The sequence below is a fragment of the Psychromonas arctica genome, assembly GCF_036697365.1.
Taxonomy (GTDB): Bacteria; Pseudomonadota; Gammaproteobacteria; order Enterobacterales; family Psychromonadaceae; genus Psychromonas; species Psychromonas arctica_A.
Map to the genome: position 1 here is coordinate 263,374 of NZ_JBAHZA010000005.1, position 16,309 is coordinate 279,682.

Sequence of the window (16,309 nt, forward strand, 5' to 3'; positions counted from 1 at the left end):
TGCTTAATGTCAATTATAAGGAAAATCCAATGTTAGCTACTGATAAGTTAATTGCAGGCTACCAACGCTTTCGTCAAGGTTATTACAAAGAACATCAAGAACAATTGTCAAAGCTGTCTGAAGAAGGGCAGTTCCCTAAAATAGCGATTGTTAGTTGTTCCGATTCACGTGTTGAGCCTACGCTAATTTTAGACTGTGAGCCGGGTGATCTTTTTGTTATTCGAAATGTGGCCAACTTAGTGCCGCCTTGTGAAATTGATGATAATTATCACGGTACCAGTGCTGCATTAGAGTTTGCTGTAACAGGGTTAGAAGTAGAAAGCATTATTGTACTAGGCCATACACAATGTGGTGGCATCAAAGCATTAATGGATGGTGCAGGCAAACAAATAGATAAAAGCTTTATTTCAAAATGGATGATGCAGTTAGAAGATGTTCGTGATGAAATTTTAGCAGATACTGAGTTAACGGATAAAACAGCACATTACGACTGTTGTGAGAAAAAGGGTATTGAACAATCATTAACGAACTTGATGACTTTCCCTTGGATCAAAGAGCGTGTAGAAGCGGGGACATTAAAGCTTCACGGCTGGCGTTACGACCTTTCAAGCTCTGAATTATGTGCTTTAGAAGAAAAAACAGGTCGCTTTTTCCGAATTAGCTAAGTGAAATAAACCTTAGTTTAGTTCATAACGTAGAAACGATAATATTTTACGTTTTATCTGAGCAAAGGCTTGTTGTATAAATAGTTATCAATGGCCAGTGTTAAAGTAGTATTTTCCCCACTCTTTGCACTGGCCTTCTTTTACCTAATAGCCATTATTCAAAACGATTAATCATCATAACCGTCATCATAGCCATACTCGCTATCACTATCATAATCGTCTTCATCTGCATTAATGTATAAACCATCTTCCAACTCTTCATAACCCGCTGGCATTTGCACAACAAACTCTTCTGCATCAACGTCAAAAGTCGCTACCACTTCTGGCAAGTCTTCTGTTTCAACATGGATAAAGCGATATTGCTCACCCGATTGGTTTGCATCTTCCCAAATAAAGTCATCAGCATCTAACGTGTACTCTTCTTCCGTATCTTCGTTACGAATTGCATAAAAACCCATTAATGACATAACTGCCCTTCCTTAATAATCACAACTTTTAAAACTAATACCAACCATTTATTTATAGTATTGGTATAACAAGATTCGATGGCATTTTTATGACACCTAATATGGCTTCACAGACCAATACAAACATTCACCTAAAATAGATGAGAGTGCTGATTTTGTCAAAAACTACCAGATACTTTACAGTACTTTACCGCGTAAGGCTTTATTAGTACCAACACGTTTTTTTTCATCAACACGACGTTTCTTAGCATTACGTGAAGGTTTAGTTGCTTTGCGTGACTTTTTAATTTTTACAGCCTCTAAAATCATCGCTTTTAAACGACTCAATGCCTCTTCTCGGTTTTTCTCTTGCGTGCGGTGCTCCTGCGACTTCAACACAATGACACCATCTTCTGTCACACGATGATCTGACAATGCTAATAAACGTTGTTTATAAAAATCCGGCAACGTAGAACTTTTTATGTCAAAACGTAAATGAATCGCAGAATTCACTTTATTGACGTTTTGTCCACCTGCACCTTGAGAACGAATCGCGGTTAATTGTAATTGCCAATCTGGAATAGTCACGCCAGCGGAAATAGCTAATGGCATTAAAGGTCATCCTGTGTTGTTTTATTGAGGTAGTGCTGTTGGTAGATTTCAGCAGGCATACTAGCAATTTGAAAGTCGATCATCTGTTTAAACACATCCAATAAAGGTAAAAATTTATCGTAATTATTTTCTAATTCAGATAATAAATAATAACCTGCTTCAACTGTTGATAACCCATCTTCTCGAGGGGATTTACGAATGCGATAACGACTTTGCTCTTGAACATTAATGGTTAACTTAGGTAATGACTGTAAAAAAGGGTTGGTCATTAATAGTTTATACGCTTTCTTCCAGCTACCATCGAGTAGAATAAACTGTGAATCGTTATTTAGCTTTGCTGTTTGCTTTAAAGAATCAATCGTTTCAGATTGATCATCAGGAAACACTAAAAACGTATTACTTAAATCAAATTGTGCAGCATCAAATGTATCAGCAACAGTTAATTTTACCTTAGATAAGGATAAGTCTAAGATACGTGCCGTCCCTATCGCTTTATTTTGCTCACTGGGGTCTTGTAATATATGCAAAAAGTGTTGATTATCAAGTGCACAAATTGCATCGCAAATACAGGCAGTTAGCGCTTTATTACACTCAGTGCAGAATGCTCGTTTTGTCATTTATCAGTTTCATCTTCTATTAAGGTTTGCTCAATGCGCACTGTATGGGTCCACACTGCTATTATTTTGACGCTCAGTACACTATTGTTTTTATTCCAAGATAATAGTAACCAATGGTTAGCATATTATCACAATGGCATTGCAAAGGGACAAATCTGGCGTTTACTAACGGCGCACTTTTGCCATACCAATGGTTATCACCTATTACTGAATGGTACAGGTTTGCTAGTCGTTACAGCCTTATTTTTAGATACCTTCAAACATTACTCGATGTTGACCATGATGATCTCTGTCGGTTTATTTATTAGCTTATGTCTATATTGGATTGAACCTGAATTACAATGGTATGTTGGGTTATCAGGCGTATTACATGGTTTGTTTGCTTTTGGTGTTTGCGATGAATTGAAAAAAAGAGATAAATGGGGAGTTATTTTAGGTTTAGGCTTTATTGCTAAAGTAGCCTATGAACAGATTCTTGGCCCTTCGGCGGCAACTGAAGCTTTAATTGATGCAACGGTCTTAATTAATGCTCATTTATACGGGGCAATTGCAGGTGTGATTTACTTTTTTTTAATGCAAGGCTATCAAAAATTGGTAAATAAATAATAAGTGCTAAGTCGCTAAAACAAAAAAGGTAGCCGAAGCTACCTTTAAATGAACTGAAATAGAGGAGATCATGAGAGTAAAAAACCAAGATATTTCATTTCATCTACCTTAGGAGTTCAAAGAACTCTTTATTCCAATTACTGTTGTAATAATGACAATACGTTTTGCGTACTTGCATTTGCCTGTGACAACATTGAAGTACCCGCTTGCTGTAAGATCTGCGCTTTACTCATATTCGATGTCTCAGCTGCGAAGTCTGCATCTTGAATACGTGAGTTAGAAGCTGATAGATTTTGCGATACATTCTCTAAGTTAGAGATTGTTGAATCTAAACGGTTTTGAATCGCACCTAAATTTGCACGTGATGAAGAGATACTTGCCAAGGCATTATCTACTTTTGCTAAGCTATCACTTGCACTTCTTGTCGTCGTTACGTTTAATTTAAGTTCAGTAACCGCAGTACCACCTACATCAATTACACCTAATTTAGCTAACGCAGCTGTTTTACCTGCATCACTATTAGCCGCACTTGCAATGGTAATATCGCCACCTGTTTCATTGGTAAATAAAATACCACCTGAAGCATCTTGTACTGCAGATACACCTGTTTGTTCAGTTAATCGGTTAATACCTGTAATTTTCTCTTCCAGTGTCAATGAACCGGCAGATGCACCTTTAATATCTAATTCAACACCATTAATCGTTAATGCATCCGCTTCAGTAATCGCAGTTGAATCTGAAATAGAATCACCTGTTACTGCTGCGCCATTAGTGACCATGAAACCAATATTTTTAGTATCTCCAACAGCACCATTTGTACCAATATCAACACTAATTGGCTCACCTGATTGGCTTGTTAGTCCTAAATAACCTTCGTAACGAACATCTTCGCCAGCTGTTGCACCTGATTGCAAGCCTGCGTTTGAACGCATGCTGTCTGGTCCACCAACAATAATCGTTTCACCAGTATCATTATTCAGAATAAGCTGACCATCGTCACCGACATTAGCCTGTAAGCCAGCTACGTCACGGTTAATTGTTTCTGCTAAGTTTTCCATTGATGATGTTGGCCCTAAAGTCACTGTCTGGTTATCACCTACAGTAAATTCTAATCCATTAGTGACACCTGATAATGCGACACCATTATCATCTAAAGCTCGACCTTCAACGATATTATAAGCATCAGCCACTACTCCTGTTGATGCAGTTTGTAAATTAACTGATTTTGCAATTTCAACTGCACCGCCACCTTCTTCTACCGCAGATAAATCGATACCATTAATAGCAATTTGCCCATCAACCATGGCACTTGCACTGACTCGACCACTGTTTAAGTCACCTTTATTTACGCCGCCGTCTAAACCAAGAGCAGCGGTCGTTACAGGGTCAATAGAAAAAGTTAAGTTTTGTCCTGCGTTAGCACCAATTTGTAGTGTCGTAGAGGCATTTGAACCATCTAATAAATTGCTGCCGTTAAATTGTGTTGTATTCGCAATACGATCTAATTCAGAGTAAAGCTGATCCACCTCTTCTTGGATGAAGGCTTTGTTTTCTGCAGAGTTAGTATCGTTGGCTGCTTGAACAGATAACTCACGCATACGTTGTAGTATGTTTGTCATCTCATCCATTGCCCCCTCAGCTGTTTGTGCCATCGAAATACCATCATTCGAGTTACGAACAGCTTGTGTTAGACCTTTGATCTGAGATTGCATCGCAGTAGAGATCGCAAGACCCGCTGCGTCATCTTTAGCGCTGTTAATACGCAGGCCAGATGATAAACGCTCCATTGCCTCATTTTGCATTGATTGCGTTTTATTGAGCTGACGTTGTGCATTCAGCGACATTATATTCGTATTAATGACTTGAGCCATGATGTAATCCTTTTATGTCTTGGTAACCCCGATAAGGGAGTGTGGCAATACACCTCAAAGTGTTATAATTTGCCGTCAATTTTTACTCTCACGGTTAATAATGCGATTAATGTGCCAACTTTTTAAATAAAAATATCCATTACATTTCAGTAACTTAATGACAAATACCTTAGAGTCATTAAATAGTCATGCTCAGTTCACAAAATAATTAAAATTAATAGGCAAAAAAAAGAGGCAAACAATTGCCTCTTTTTTTTAATGCGATTTTAAGTCTTGCCTAACCTTTACATATGATTAAATAAACTCAATTTTTGCAATTGTACAAATGTTTGCTGAGAGACTTCTAACATGCTGTGTTGTTGTTGATATTCACTGATTGCTGCGGCCATATCTAAATCTTCTAGAGAGGATAAAGTCGTTTGGATGGTTAAGTTAAAATCCAATGTAGATTCATATTGATTATCAATACTTCTCAATCTTGCCCCTACCGCACTTTGTACATTTGATACTTTATCCAAAGCACCATCAATTTGTAATAAAGACATATCAAAGGCGGTATTCTGTTTGGCTAAAGTAGTTTTATCTGTTCCCGGCATACGCAGTGCATCAATAGCTGTTTGAATAGAAGCAAAGATATCTTTCTCTTCACTTTGACGTAATGTGAAAGAGTCTAAGTTTTCCACATCGCCCTTAATTTGAGTTTTAATCCCGTTAAAGGCAATCGCTTGATCTTCTTCATAAGGTGTTGGTGCAATAAATTTAGTTAACCCATAATTATCGCCATCAGCAGGTAACCCATCCACTTCTAATGTAATACCGTTAATAGCTAATAACTGTGGATCGGCATTATTTGCATCAAAAGTTGTCGATGCCGTTTGACCATTTATTGCCACATTAAACTGCTTACTGCCAGGACTTGTTTCAGTAAACTGAATACCCATTGTGCTATTTACACTAGGATTAACGCTATTAATGCCACCAGCTTCTAAATCAACACTACTAATAGTAACTTTGGCATCACCTTTTACAGCTTCCTCTTTCACTCCATAAACAGAGTACTCTGGGCCTTCTTCGTTTGTGTTAATTGAAATAGTATAATCTTGGTCTAAAAAATCACGTGCAGCATCTTTATCAACAACATGCCCAGCACTAATCACGCCACCGCCCATATTGCCCACACCTAACTCAGAAACAAAAGTGCCATTACCTTCAGGGATATCCATGAAGATCTTGGCACCAGAATCATTACCTTGTACCAATACGCCAGTACCGATGCGATATTCACGCTCACCGTTATCCCCGTGGTAAACTACCTCACCAAATTCATTTTTTTGGAAAGGAGCGACATCAACCTCATAACCACCATAGATATATTGGTTATTACCATCTTTAGTATTGGCTACGCCCATTAACTCTTCACGTAGTCCGTCTAATTCAATAGCAATTGCTTCACGATTTCCCTCGTTCATAGTGCCATTACTACCACTGACCATTAACTCTCGTACACGCTGAATAATATGCGTACTTTGTGATAATGCGGTATCCGATAAACTATTACTTGATTTAGCTGTTTCGCCGTTTTTAATGTATTGCTCACCAACTGAAAGATCCTGCTTTAAACGCTGGATCGTAGCAATGGCGACAGGATCGTCACTACCGTTCATCACTCGCTTGGTGCTGGATAAATGTAAGTTTTTATCACTCAATGAAGCTTGCTGCTCCATCATTGAAGTGGTATTTCGCATAAAAAATAGTGGCGATGAAACGCGCATATAACCTCTCTATAAACCCTGAATAGGCTGACGCCAACTTACACTTAAAAAAATCAAATAAGAATTATTAACGAGATGCATTTAAAATACTCTCGAAGACTTCATTTGCTACCGTAATAACACGCGCCGCAGCACTATAATATTGTTGATATTTTAATAAATTAGCGGCTTCTTCATCCATATTGACGCCACTCACTAACTGAATTCTTTCAAAGGATTGGTCTTTTAAAATCGAAGCTGATTGCATCGCAACATCTGCATTCGCTGTTTTTGCCCCGACTTCAGATATCATGCCGTTATAAACATCTTGGAAAGTCGCTTTCTTACCATTCATGATTTTTGCATCTTGTAAATCAGTCATGGCTAACATATTGCGGTTATCACTATCACCCGTTTCATTAAAGACTAAGGTGAACTCATCATTCGGTAAGGCAGTGCCTTTGGTTAGTTCTACCTCAACGCCACCAGCAATAAGAGTCGCTTTACCGCTTAATGGATCTACAGGGGCAGTTAACTCAGCAGTATTTACTTGAGATCCATTTTTATCAAATACGTTATATGCCAACATACTGTTACTACTATTAGCAGAAACTCTAATAGTTAACGGATTATCTTGGTTAACGTAGTGAGGATGAGATTTATTCACCAGCGCACTAACTCGCAATTCAGCAGTGCCTGTATTTAGGTCTCCGCCTGATGCTTTTACTTCAGCTTCAGCAGCAGCTACTTTCTTAGGATTAGTTTCTTGCATACTTGCTTCTAGGGCACCATAGCGAGTTGGGCGTAAGGTAAATGTTTTACCCTCTTGCAATGGCGTCATCATTGAGTCAATGCCAACGCTAATACCCGCGCCTGGTATATCAAAACGATTATCAGTCGCTAAGTCATCGATTGCGACTTGGTTAGTTTCACCAGTTCTATTATTAGTAACAGAAAAAGCGATAGAGGTACCCGGAACGTGCTCTGTTACTTTTAGCGTTAACTCATCTGGTGATAACGTCGTTAAATCATCAATACGCACACTTAATACCGCTTTTCCTAAATCATCTTTATGACTCAGTACACGACTCTCCATTGAATCTTTACTGTTAATATCATTAAATAAATTTTGACCAATTTGGCCATCCAATGTTTGACCTTGTTTCTGCTGTTCGTTAAGCGCATGAGTCAAACCGATGACACTTTGCCCTAGTTGATTCATTGCCACTTCTAGGTCGTTATCACGACTATTAAACAGCCCTGCAACTTCTCCACCCAATTGATTACCATTAATCACAGCAGCTTTGCCATTAAATTCAAGAGCTAACTGTTTACGAGCAGGATCTGGGTCTCCATCAACAGCTAATACCTGTTGTGCATTTTGCCCCATGACTAAGCCTTGACCACTTCCAATATAAACATTAACCATATGATTATCGGTTGCAACCACTGACGTATTCACATATTTACTTAGCTCTGTGATGGCTAAGTTACGTTTATCTAATAAATCATTGGCTCCGGCACCATTTCCAGGACCACCGACAGAAGCAATTTGATCATTTAAACTAGCTATACTCGCGGCTAGCTCTGACATTACCGATGCAGAGTTCTCGATATCTGCATTAATCCCTTTGTATTGGTTATCTAGATGCTTATAAAGTGTGTTGTATTGATTCACCATGCTGCCAGCATCTTCTAAAAATACAGTGCGCGCTTCTAATAGATTTGGATTGTCAGCAACACTAGATAAAGATGAAAACATATTAATAACAGGTGCAGTTGCAGAGGTACTTTCATTGGATAACAAGCTATCCATTTGATTTGCCTGTGTGTACTTTTCTTTGTAATAAGCATGATTAGTGGTGTTAATCATATTTTCAGTAAAAGCAAATTGATCGTAAGCACGGTCAATACTGCTCACCATTGAGCCAGTGCCAATAAAGTGAGAACTTAAACGCTGCGCACCTGTTGTACTCACATCTACACTTTGACGCGAATAACCTTCAGTGCTTACGTTACTGATATTGTGACTGGTTGTTGCTAAGTTAGCTTGTGATGTATAAACGCCAGACAGTCCAATTTGTAGTAGATCAGCCATTATTATCTCCTGCAACAACTGCTTTAAAGCTATTGCTATTCATAATTTTTTTCACTTTATCTGCATATTGCGGATCCGTTGCATAACCTGCATTTTGCAACTCCTCAATATAACGATCTGCATTACCACCTTGCTGTAAAGCTTGTTCATAGCGTTTATTGTTTTTAATGAAGTGAGTATAATCATTAAAACTTTCTTGTAGCCCTTCGTAGACACGAAAGTTAGAGCGGCGTTTAATGCCTACACCGTTTTCTACCTCAAGGCTGCTTTTATTGACGCTATCACCTTGCCAACCGCCATGAGATTTAATATTAAAGAGATTAAAGCTACTACCTTGATCTGAAGTTTGTAATATCTTCTTACCCCAACCTGTTTCTAACGCTGATTGAGCAACTAAAACTTCCGGTGTAACGCCCAAGGCTTTGGCCGCTTTCTTAGCATAAGGTAATAACGACTCTATAAATGAAGAAGGTGAACTAAAATCAATAGACGAATTAGATTTACTTTGGCTTATATTTTCACCAATACCACCGCCAGTACTTAACTGGTTTTGTCTCGTACTATCATTCACTCTAGTGATTGATAATTCTCTTAACTGATCAGGTTTATTAAATTGAATATTAGCTGGAGCCGGATTTAAATCATGCATTGCCAATGCTTTATCTTGATTAGGCATAATCAATTTATCTTGATCTACGGATTGCAAGCGCGTCATTGAAGAAGGATCAAGCTGCCTTACTAAAGCATCAGCTAAGCCTAATGAGCCATGTCGACTAATATCAACAGCGAGCTGCTTATCTTGCATATCTGTATAAAACTTAGTTTGTTGGTTATTGAATGGGCTTTCTGTTTCAAAGGCCTCATTTGCTTGACGCATTGATTTAATGAGCATGCTCGCAAACATCGACTCGAATTGATTCGCCACTTCTCGAATCGTTTCTTTATCGTTTGTTTTGGTTTTTTGACGCAACTGCTCCAACCCTTGTAAATCAAAGTAATTGCTTGCTTGCGTTATTGTTTGACTGCTCATTAACCAACCTCATTTATGCCGTAATATTAATAAAGCAAAAAAAATGCCACTTATTTAATTTTCATAAATAAGTGGCATTTACTAATTAATCATCAAAGCAGATGCAGTTTTTTAAGCAAAGCGTTGTCGCATCGAGTAGAATGCCTGCGGATTTTTGACCCTACCACAAGGAATAATTATGTTTAACCCTGTTTTATTGGCGGTATGTATCATGCTCATACTGTCCATGATGCGTATTAATGTTGTTATTGCGCTGACACTGAGTGCATTAGTTGGCGGTTTAACCGCTGGTTTATCTTTACCTGATACTATTTCAGCTTTTGAAAGTGGTTTAGGTGGCGGAGCAACTATTGCCTTAAGCTATGCGATGCTTGGAGCATTTGCTGTTGCTATCTCGAAGTCAGGTATTACAGATCTTTTATCGCAAGCAATTATTAAACGATTAAATGCACAACAAGCTCAAAATACTTCACAGTTTATTAAATATGGTGTGTTTTCAGTTATTTTATTAATGACTATCTCTTCACAAAATATTATTCCTGTACATATCGCATTTATTCCAATTCTAATTCCACCACTATTAGGCGTATTTAACCGTTTGCGTGTTGATAGACGTTTAACAGCTTGTATCCTAACCTTTGGTTTAGTAACGCCTTACATGGTATTACCTGTTGGTTTTGGTGGTATTTTCTTAAACAATATCCTGTTAAAAAACTTGCATGATAATGGCTTAGACGTAACCGCTAGCCAAGTACCTACAGCAATGATCTTACCTGCATTAGGCATGGTAACTGGTTTATTAATTGCAATTTTCATTAGTTACCGTAAGCCACGTGAATATCAAGAAACAACGGAAACCAATAATACAACTGAATTTAAAACTCTTAACAAACGTCATATTATTGTCGCATTAGTTGCCATTGTCGCGACGTTAACAGTACAGCTTATTACCGGATCTATGATTGTAGGCTCACTCGCTGGTTTTAGTGTATTCACTTTCGGTGGCGTAATTGCTTGGAAAGAAACCCATGATGTATTCACTAAAGGTGTTCACATGATGGCAATGATCGGCTTTATTATGATTGCAGCAGCCGGTTTTGCTGCGGTAATGAAAGCAACTGGCAGTGTTGATACGTTGGTATCTGCATTATCATCAGGCATTGGTGATAACAAAGCGTTAGCTGCATTATTGATGTTAGTGATTGGTTTATTAGTGACGATGGGGATAGGTTCTTCATTCTCAACGATTCCAATCATTGCGACTATTTATGTACCATTAGCGATTGCCTTTGGTTTTTCTCCGATGGCAATTATTGCCTTAGTAGGTACGGCAGCGGCACTAGGAGATGCTGGTTCTCCAGCTTCTGATTCAACATTAGGGCCAACATCAGGTCTTAATGCAGATGGTCAACACGACCACATTAGAGATACTGTTATCCCAACCTTCTTACATTACAATATCCCTGTTATCACCTTTGGTTGGATAGCAGCAATGACCTTATAACTCGCTATTTAAGTTGTAAGTTATCACCATAGTTAAAAAGGAAAGCATCAGCTTTCCTTTTCTATATTTGGCGGATAAAGCTTCAGCTTAAATAATAATTAACTCGCCTTCTAATGCCCCTGCTTGTTTAAGCGCTTCTAATATGGCCATTAAATCACCGGGAGCAAGGCCGACTTCATTCACGGCTCTCACCAGATCATTAAGGTTCACACCTGGGTCAAATCTAAACATACGACTATCAGCTTGAGTAACATCAATAGTGCTATTATCAATCACTTCAGTGTTACCGTTAGCAAATGCATTCGGCTGAGAAACGGTTTTGTTTTCACTGATGGTGACACTAATACCACCATGAGTAATAGCTGTTGGTAACAATTTCACATCCTGGCCAATGACAATTGTACCTGTGCGTGAATTAACAATAATTTTTGCACTCGAACGTGCTGGTTCAAACTCTAAGTTTTCTAAAGTGGATAAGTATGACACTCGCTGTGACACATCACGTGGCGCTAATACTTGTACTGACGTCGCATCTAACATGCTCGCAGTATGAGGCCCCACTAAGTTATTAATAGTATCAGCCATTTTTTTGGCTGTAGTAAAATCCGCTTTGTGTAAGTTAAAGGTAATTGTATCGCCCTGTCCAAAAGGTGATAACACCTCTCTTTCAACAATTGCACCATTTGAAATACGCCCTACTGTAGGTGTGTTGATAACGACTTTAGATCCGTCAGCACCTTCTGCACCTAAACCACCTACCACTAAACTTCCTTGAGCCAATGCATACACTTTACCATCAACCCCCTTCAAGAAAGTTTGTAGCAATTCACCGCCACGTAAACTTTTAGCTTCGCCAATAGCAGATACTGTAATATCAATAGTTTGACCTGGCTTGGTAAACGGTTTTAGTTCCGCTGTAATAGCTACAGGAGCAACATTTTTAATTTTTAAGGTTTCACCCGGTGGGACGTTGATACCAAAATTTCGTAACATAGTAGAGAAAGCTTGCTCAGTAAAAGCACTACTTTTTTCACCTGTTCCAGGTAAACCAACCACTAGACCATAACCAACCAATTGGTTACTACGTACCCCTTGCACACTAGCGATATCTTTAATTCTTGCTGCATCAACGACGCTAGTAAACAATACGATGCAAATTACAAGACAGGTATTGAGCAGTAATTTAGTGTTGTTCAATATAGTAAATGGCATAAATCTCTCCAGTACATCACCCATTAAAGTAATATTCACGTTATAACTGTTGGCTAATGTAAGACAACATTTCATCAACGGCAGAAACGACTTTTGAGTTCATTTCATAAACACGTTGGCTTTCGATCAAGTTCACTAACTCTTCTGTCACGTTTACATTGGAAGTTTCCAACATGCCTTGACGAATAAAGCCTAACCCATCGGCCCCTGGTACTCCTTCAATTGGCGCTCCAGATGCGCCAGTCTCTGCAAATAAGTTTTCACCGAGTGGCTCTAAGCCTGATGCATTAATAAAAGCATTTACATTTAATTGTCCAACGACTTGGTTAGCCGCTTGACCTGCAATACTGACGGATACTTCACCCTGTGCGCCAATACTAATGGATTGGGCATCATCGGGTATTTGTACTTGCGGTACTAGAGGATAACCAGACCCAGGAGTTACCATCACACCTTCTTCATTTAGCATAAACTGACCATTACGAGTAAATGCAGAACTTCCATCGGGCATTTCGATTTCAAAAAAACCTTTACCGTCAATCATCACATCTAATGAGTTATTGGTAGTTAACGCATTACCTTGTGAAAAGTTCTTTTGTACAGCAACAACTTTTGCGCCCGAACCAATCATCAAGCCAGAAGGTAACTTGGTATCTTGCGTTGCATTAGCGCCAGGTTGATTAACATTTTGGTAGAGTAAATCTTCAAAAATAGCTCTACTTTTCTTAAAACCAACGGTACTTGCATTGGCTAAGTTATTTGAAATGGTGGCGACGTTAGTTTGCTGTGCATCTAACCCTGTTTTACTAATCCATAAAGCGGAATGCATACACTTCTCCTTAAACTTTTAATTTATAATCGATGATTTAAACAACTTTCAATAGAGACTCAGAACTCTGATCTATCTCTTCCGCTTTTTTCATCATCTTGACCTGCATTTCAAAATTACGCTGCAGGTTGATTAAACTCGTCAACTCACCGCTTAAATTTACGTTCGATGCTTCTAAGGCACCACTGGTAACAACAACCTCATCAGATACTGATGGTTGTTGCCCATCTATACGTCGAAAATAACCATCTTCTCCACGCATTAAGTCTTGGATATTAGGGTTCACTAATTTTAACTGTGCGACCTCTTCCATACCGTCAGCTGGCGCACCTTCTGGACGAATTACAATAACGCCATCTTGACGAATAGAAAATTTTTCAATAGGCATCGGCACAAAAATACTATTGCCTACGCTATCCAATACCTCTTGCCCATTTGCATCAATCAAAAAGCCATCAGCAGTAATATTAAAGTCACCACTACGTGTTAAACCTTCATCTCCTGCATCAGCTCTCACCACAAACCAGCCTTCACCTTCTACGGCAACATCTAACTCTCGGCCCGTCTCATGCACTATGCCGCTGTCAAAATTTTGTCCTGGCGATTCTGCTAATGAAAAAACGCGAGTCGGTAACCCATCACCATGCACCTGCATACTGCGGGCTTGCTCAAAGCTAGCTTTAAACCCTGTTTTACTAGCGTTAGCTAAGTTATTACTGTGAATCGCTAAGGCATTCATGTTCTCTTTAGCGCCGGACATTGATACATAAAGAAAATTATCCATTTTGACTTCCTTAGCAATTTATAAGTAAATAACAGTTAACAAACGTTTACTGTGTCGATAAATATATAATTGCAATCATTGTGCCAACAAAGTATTTAGGTTAAAGAAAGTAGATAGAGAGGAGATACAGAAAGGGAGTAGAAACAAAAATGCGCCCAAATGGACGCATCTAATATAATAAAAATTAGCTTTGATTAACGAATTTGTAAGATTGTTTCTTGTAATGAAGAACTAATCTCTAATGAACGAGAGTTCGCTTGGAAGTTACGTTGAGCACTAATTAAATCAACTAGCTCAGTGGTTAAATCAACATTTGATTGCTCTATAGCACCCGAGCTAATGCTACCGAACGTACCTGAACCTGCTTCTCCTGTGAGTGGGCCACCAGAACTTTGAGACTCAGTCCAATTAGAACCAGTTTGTGATAAACCTTGTTCATTTCTAAAACGCACCATCGCTACTCGCGCTAATGGATCAGAAGTACCATTACTATAAGAAACTTGCACCAGACCGTCAGATCCAATTTCAATCCCTGTTAAACGACCAACCGTTAAACCATTTTGCTCTAATCCCGTTACTTGGAAAGCAGAAGCAAATTGAGTAGGCTCTTCAAAATCTAATGTAATAGCTTGAGTACCATCAGCACCTGCAGATAAAACGTCTGCGCCATCAACCCCCAGGCTTTCAAAGGCCAATTCTTCGGGGCTTGAATTAATATAACCACCATTTTCATCAAAGTTAAGTACGATACCATTATGAACAGCTCCATCAGCATCCGTATAACTTGCTGAAGTACCAATTGCATCATCAAAAGCACCATCGCCATTAGCATCTTGGAAATAATTTGCCGCGGTTGTGCTATCGACTGGTTTATTATCCACAGTAACAAATGAAACCCATTGGTTAGTACCTGCAGCAGAACCATTTTCTGGTTTTACATAGTAAGTGTTTAATACATGCGGCTCACCTAACGAGTCATAAATAGTAACCGAAGTCGCATTATTATAGGTATCAGGATCTGAAGGGTCGAAATCAGCCAGTGGCTTTTCTTCGTCTCCAGCAGGTAAATTCAGGCTAAGACTAACCGCGTCAGTTTTTACTGGTGTTCCGGCTGTTTCAGGAATTTTAATAGGCTGTGTTGTTGCCAAACTAAGTGAAGAAGAACTTCCGTCAGGGTTAACAGGGAACGCTTGTAAATAGTTGCCACTGTTATCAACAACGTAGTTTTCTGAGTTTAATTTGAATGTACCAGAACGCGTATAATTAACATTATTATCGTCAAGGCCAGGTGCAGTAGCAAAAAAGCCACTACCAGTAATAGCTAAATCTAATGGGTTATCAGTAAACTTAAGGCTACCTTGATGGAATTGTTGCGCTACAGCTGATACTGAAGCACCATCTCCCACTTTTGTTGCGCTATTAGTGAATAAAGAGTTAGCGTAAACACTATCAAACTCAGCTCGTGACTCTTTAAAACCAGCAGTACTGACGTTAGAGATGTTATTAGCAGTTGCATCTAAATCTGTTTGTGCAGCTGAAATTCCGCTTAATGCTATATTAAATGACATAGTAATTTCCTTTAATTATATATTCTCAGCAACTTCAATTGCTTCATCCAGTTCGATACCGCCCAACCCTTTCAGGTTTAAGTAGACGCTTGCAGAACCACCACCTAAACTGACACTTTCAACATGCGCGTAACTTGCTGTTGTTAATGCCTCTCCATTTCCGTTTACTGAACCAAAAGCTTCGAAAGTATAAGTACCTTGAGGAGCGGGTTTGCCGTCGGCATCTAAACCATCCCAATCAAATCGTTGGTTACCAACACCAATCTCACCTAGTTGAATAGTGTTAACCACATTGCCAGTACTATCTTTAACAGACACAGTTGTATTGATTGCCCCTGTGTTACTAGTAATTGAACCTGATGCAGTCCCTCCTTCAGGAAGGAAGGTTTGATTATTTGGCACTAATACTTTTTTACCGACAAGCGAAGAAGCTTCTAATGCTTGACTAGAATTTAGTACCTCTTTTATTCCGGCAAATTCAGTCCCCAATGTGGCAATACCTTCTGCAGTGGTAAATGATGACATCTGCGAAATCATTTCTGCATTTTCAACGGGTGAAAATGGGTCTTGATATGCAAGCTGTTGTGAAAGCAAGGAGAAAAAATCTTCTTGATCTAACTGTTGCTCAGCATCGATATCTGTATTTTTCTTAATTTGTTCTTCAGTTAATGGCTTGGTTAAACTGAGACCTGATGAAGTTATAGTAGTCATCTAAT

Annotated in this window: 15 protein-coding genes; 3 read left to right on the plus strand and 12 right to left on the minus strand. The window is 38.8% G+C overall.

Going from position 1 to position 16,309, the window contains the following annotated elements; genetic code table 11:
- Positions 1-29 precede the first annotated feature (29 nt).
- Positions 30-665: a carbonic anhydrase gene (locus V5290_RS08065; protein WP_333383812.1), complete on the plus strand. Its 636-nt coding sequence runs from the start codon at positions 30-32 to the stop codon at positions 663-665.
- A gap of 167 nt (positions 666-832) precedes the next feature.
- Here the strand turns inward: V5290_RS08065 and V5290_RS08070 are convergent, their stop codons facing one another.
- From V5290_RS08070 to V5290_RS08080, 3 genes are all read right to left on the minus strand, one after another.
- Complete coding sequence (locus tag V5290_RS08070; RefSeq protein WP_333383815.1) at positions 833-1,132, minus strand: hypothetical protein; 300 nt, start codon at positions 1,130-1,132, stop codon at positions 833-835.
- A gap of 177 nt (positions 1,133-1,309) precedes the next feature.
- The gene (gene arfB / locus V5290_RS08075) at positions 1,310-1,723 is read right to left on the minus strand and encodes an alternative ribosome rescue aminoacyl-tRNA hydrolase ArfB (protein WP_333383817.1); all 414 of its coding nucleotides are present in this window, start codon (positions 1,721-1,723) and stop codon (positions 1,310-1,312) included.
- Positions 1,723-2,340 (minus strand): tRNA-uridine aminocarboxypropyltransferase, encoded by a 618-nt coding sequence (locus tag V5290_RS08080; RefSeq protein WP_333383820.1) that lies wholly within the window; start codon positions 2,338-2,340, stop codon positions 1,723-1,725. The genes arfB and V5290_RS08080 overlap by 1 nt, the downstream gene beginning before the upstream one ends.
- Positions 2,341-2,373: 33 nt before the next feature.
- On the opposite strand from V5290_RS08080, the gene rrtA reads away from it, so the two are divergent.
- Positions 2,374-2,946, plus strand: a complete 573-nt coding sequence (gene rrtA, locus V5290_RS08085; protein ID WP_333383822.1) for a rhombosortase — start codon at positions 2,374-2,376, stop codon at positions 2,944-2,946.
- 137 nt (positions 2,947-3,083) lie between these two features.
- On the opposite strand, the gene V5290_RS08090 is transcribed toward rrtA, so the two are convergent.
- From V5290_RS08090 to flgJ, 4 genes are all read right to left on the minus strand, one after another.
- Complete coding sequence (locus tag V5290_RS08090; RefSeq protein ID WP_333383825.1) at positions 3,084-4,817, minus strand: flagellin; 1,734 nt, start codon at positions 4,815-4,817, stop codon at positions 3,084-3,086.
- Positions 4,818-5,101: 284 nt separating this feature from the next.
- Entirely contained in the window at positions 5,102-6,589 is a 1,488-nt protein-coding gene (gene flgL, locus V5290_RS08095) for a flagellar hook-associated protein FlgL (RefSeq protein ID WP_333383827.1), read from the minus strand.
- Between the two features lie 67 nt (positions 6,590-6,656).
- Entirely contained in the window at positions 6,657-8,666 is a 2,010-nt protein-coding gene (gene flgK, locus V5290_RS08100) for a flagellar hook-associated protein FlgK (protein WP_333383830.1), read from the minus strand.
- Positions 8,659-9,696, minus strand: a complete 1,038-nt coding sequence (gene flgJ / locus V5290_RS08105; protein WP_333383833.1) for a flagellar assembly peptidoglycan hydrolase FlgJ — start codon at positions 9,694-9,696, stop codon at positions 8,659-8,661. Before flgJ ends, flgK begins: the two co-directional genes overlap by 8 nt.
- Positions 9,697-9,874: 178 nt before the next feature.
- On the opposite strand from flgJ, the gene V5290_RS08110 reads away from it, so the two are divergent.
- Positions 9,875-11,200, plus strand: a complete 1,326-nt coding sequence (locus V5290_RS08110; RefSeq protein WP_333383835.1) for a Na+/H+ antiporter family protein — start codon at positions 9,875-9,877, stop codon at positions 11,198-11,200.
- An 87-nt stretch (positions 11,201-11,287) separates the two neighbouring features.
- Here the strand turns inward: V5290_RS08110 and V5290_RS08115 are convergent, their stop codons facing one another.
- From V5290_RS08115 to V5290_RS08135, 5 genes are all read right to left on the minus strand, one after another.
- Positions 11,288-12,412: a flagellar basal body P-ring protein FlgI gene (locus V5290_RS08115; RefSeq protein ID WP_333383838.1), complete on the minus strand. Its 1,125-nt coding sequence runs from the start codon at positions 12,410-12,412 to the stop codon at positions 11,288-11,290.
- A gap of 40 nt (positions 12,413-12,452) precedes the next feature.
- Positions 12,453-13,241, minus strand: a complete 789-nt coding sequence (gene flgG, locus V5290_RS08120; protein WP_290040057.1) for a flagellar basal-body rod protein FlgG — start codon at positions 13,239-13,241, stop codon at positions 12,453-12,455.
- Between the two features lie 37 nt (positions 13,242-13,278).
- Positions 13,279-14,025: a flagellar basal body rod protein FlgF gene (locus V5290_RS08125; protein ID WP_333383841.1), complete on the minus strand. Its 747-nt coding sequence runs from the start codon at positions 14,023-14,025 to the stop codon at positions 13,279-13,281.
- A gap of 194 nt (positions 14,026-14,219) precedes the next feature.
- Complete coding sequence (flgE, locus tag V5290_RS08130) at positions 14,220-15,593, minus strand: flagellar hook protein FlgE (protein ID WP_333383844.1); 1,374 nt, start codon at positions 15,591-15,593, stop codon at positions 14,220-14,222.
- Between the two features lie 15 nt (positions 15,594-15,608).
- Entirely contained in the window at positions 15,609-16,304 is a 696-nt protein-coding gene (locus V5290_RS08135) for a flagellar hook assembly protein FlgD (protein ID WP_333383847.1), read from the minus strand.
- Positions 16,305-16,309: the final 5 nt, after the last annotated feature.

Coding starts and splice junctions, on each gene's coding strand:
- V5290_RS08115 (WP_333383838.1), bottom strand. CDS start 12,412: ATGCCATTTACTATATTGAACAACACTAAATTACTGCTCAATACCTGT.
- V5290_RS08090 (WP_333383825.1), bottom strand. CDS start 4,817: ATGGCTCAAGTCATTAATACGAATATAATGTCGCTGAATGCACAACGT.
- flgG (WP_290040057.1), bottom strand. CDS start 13,241: ATGCATTCCGCTTTATGGATTAGTAAAACAGGGTTAGATGCACAGCAA.
- flgJ (WP_333383833.1), bottom strand. CDS start 9,696: ATGAGCAGTCAAACAATAACGCAAGCAAGCAATTACTTTGATTTACAA.
- arfB (WP_333383817.1), bottom strand. CDS start 1,723: ATGCCATTAGCTATTTCCGCTGGCGTGACTATTCCAGATTGGCAATTA.
- rrtA (WP_333383822.1), top strand. CDS start 2,374: ATGCGCACTGTATGGGTCCACACTGCTATTATTTTGACGCTCAGTACA.
- flgE (WP_333383844.1), bottom strand. CDS start 15,593: ATGTCATTTAATATAGCATTAAGCGGAATTTCAGCTGCACAAACAGAT.
- flgK (WP_333383830.1), bottom strand. CDS start 8,666: ATGGCTGATCTACTACAAATTGGACTGTCTGGCGTTTATACATCACAA.
- V5290_RS08110 (WP_333383835.1), top strand. CDS start 9,875: ATGTTTAACCCTGTTTTATTGGCGGTATGTATCATGCTCATACTGTCC.
- V5290_RS08080 (WP_333383820.1), bottom strand. CDS start 2,340: ATGACAAAACGAGCATTCTGCACTGAGTGTAATAAAGCGCTAACTGCC.
- V5290_RS08135 (WP_333383847.1), bottom strand. CDS start 16,304: ATGACTACTATAACTTCATCAGGTCTCAGTTTAACCAAGCCATTAACT.
- V5290_RS08125 (WP_333383841.1), bottom strand. CDS start 14,025: ATGGATAATTTTCTTTATGTATCAATGTCCGGCGCTAAAGAGAACATG.
- flgL (WP_333383827.1), bottom strand. CDS start 6,589: ATGCGCGTTTCATCGCCACTATTTTTTATGCGAAATACCACTTCAATG.
- V5290_RS08065 (WP_333383812.1), top strand. CDS start 30: ATGTTAGCTACTGATAAGTTAATTGCAGGCTACCAACGCTTTCGTCAA.
- V5290_RS08070 (WP_333383815.1), bottom strand. CDS start 1,132: ATGTCATTAATGGGTTTTTATGCAATTCGTAACGAAGATACGGAAGAA.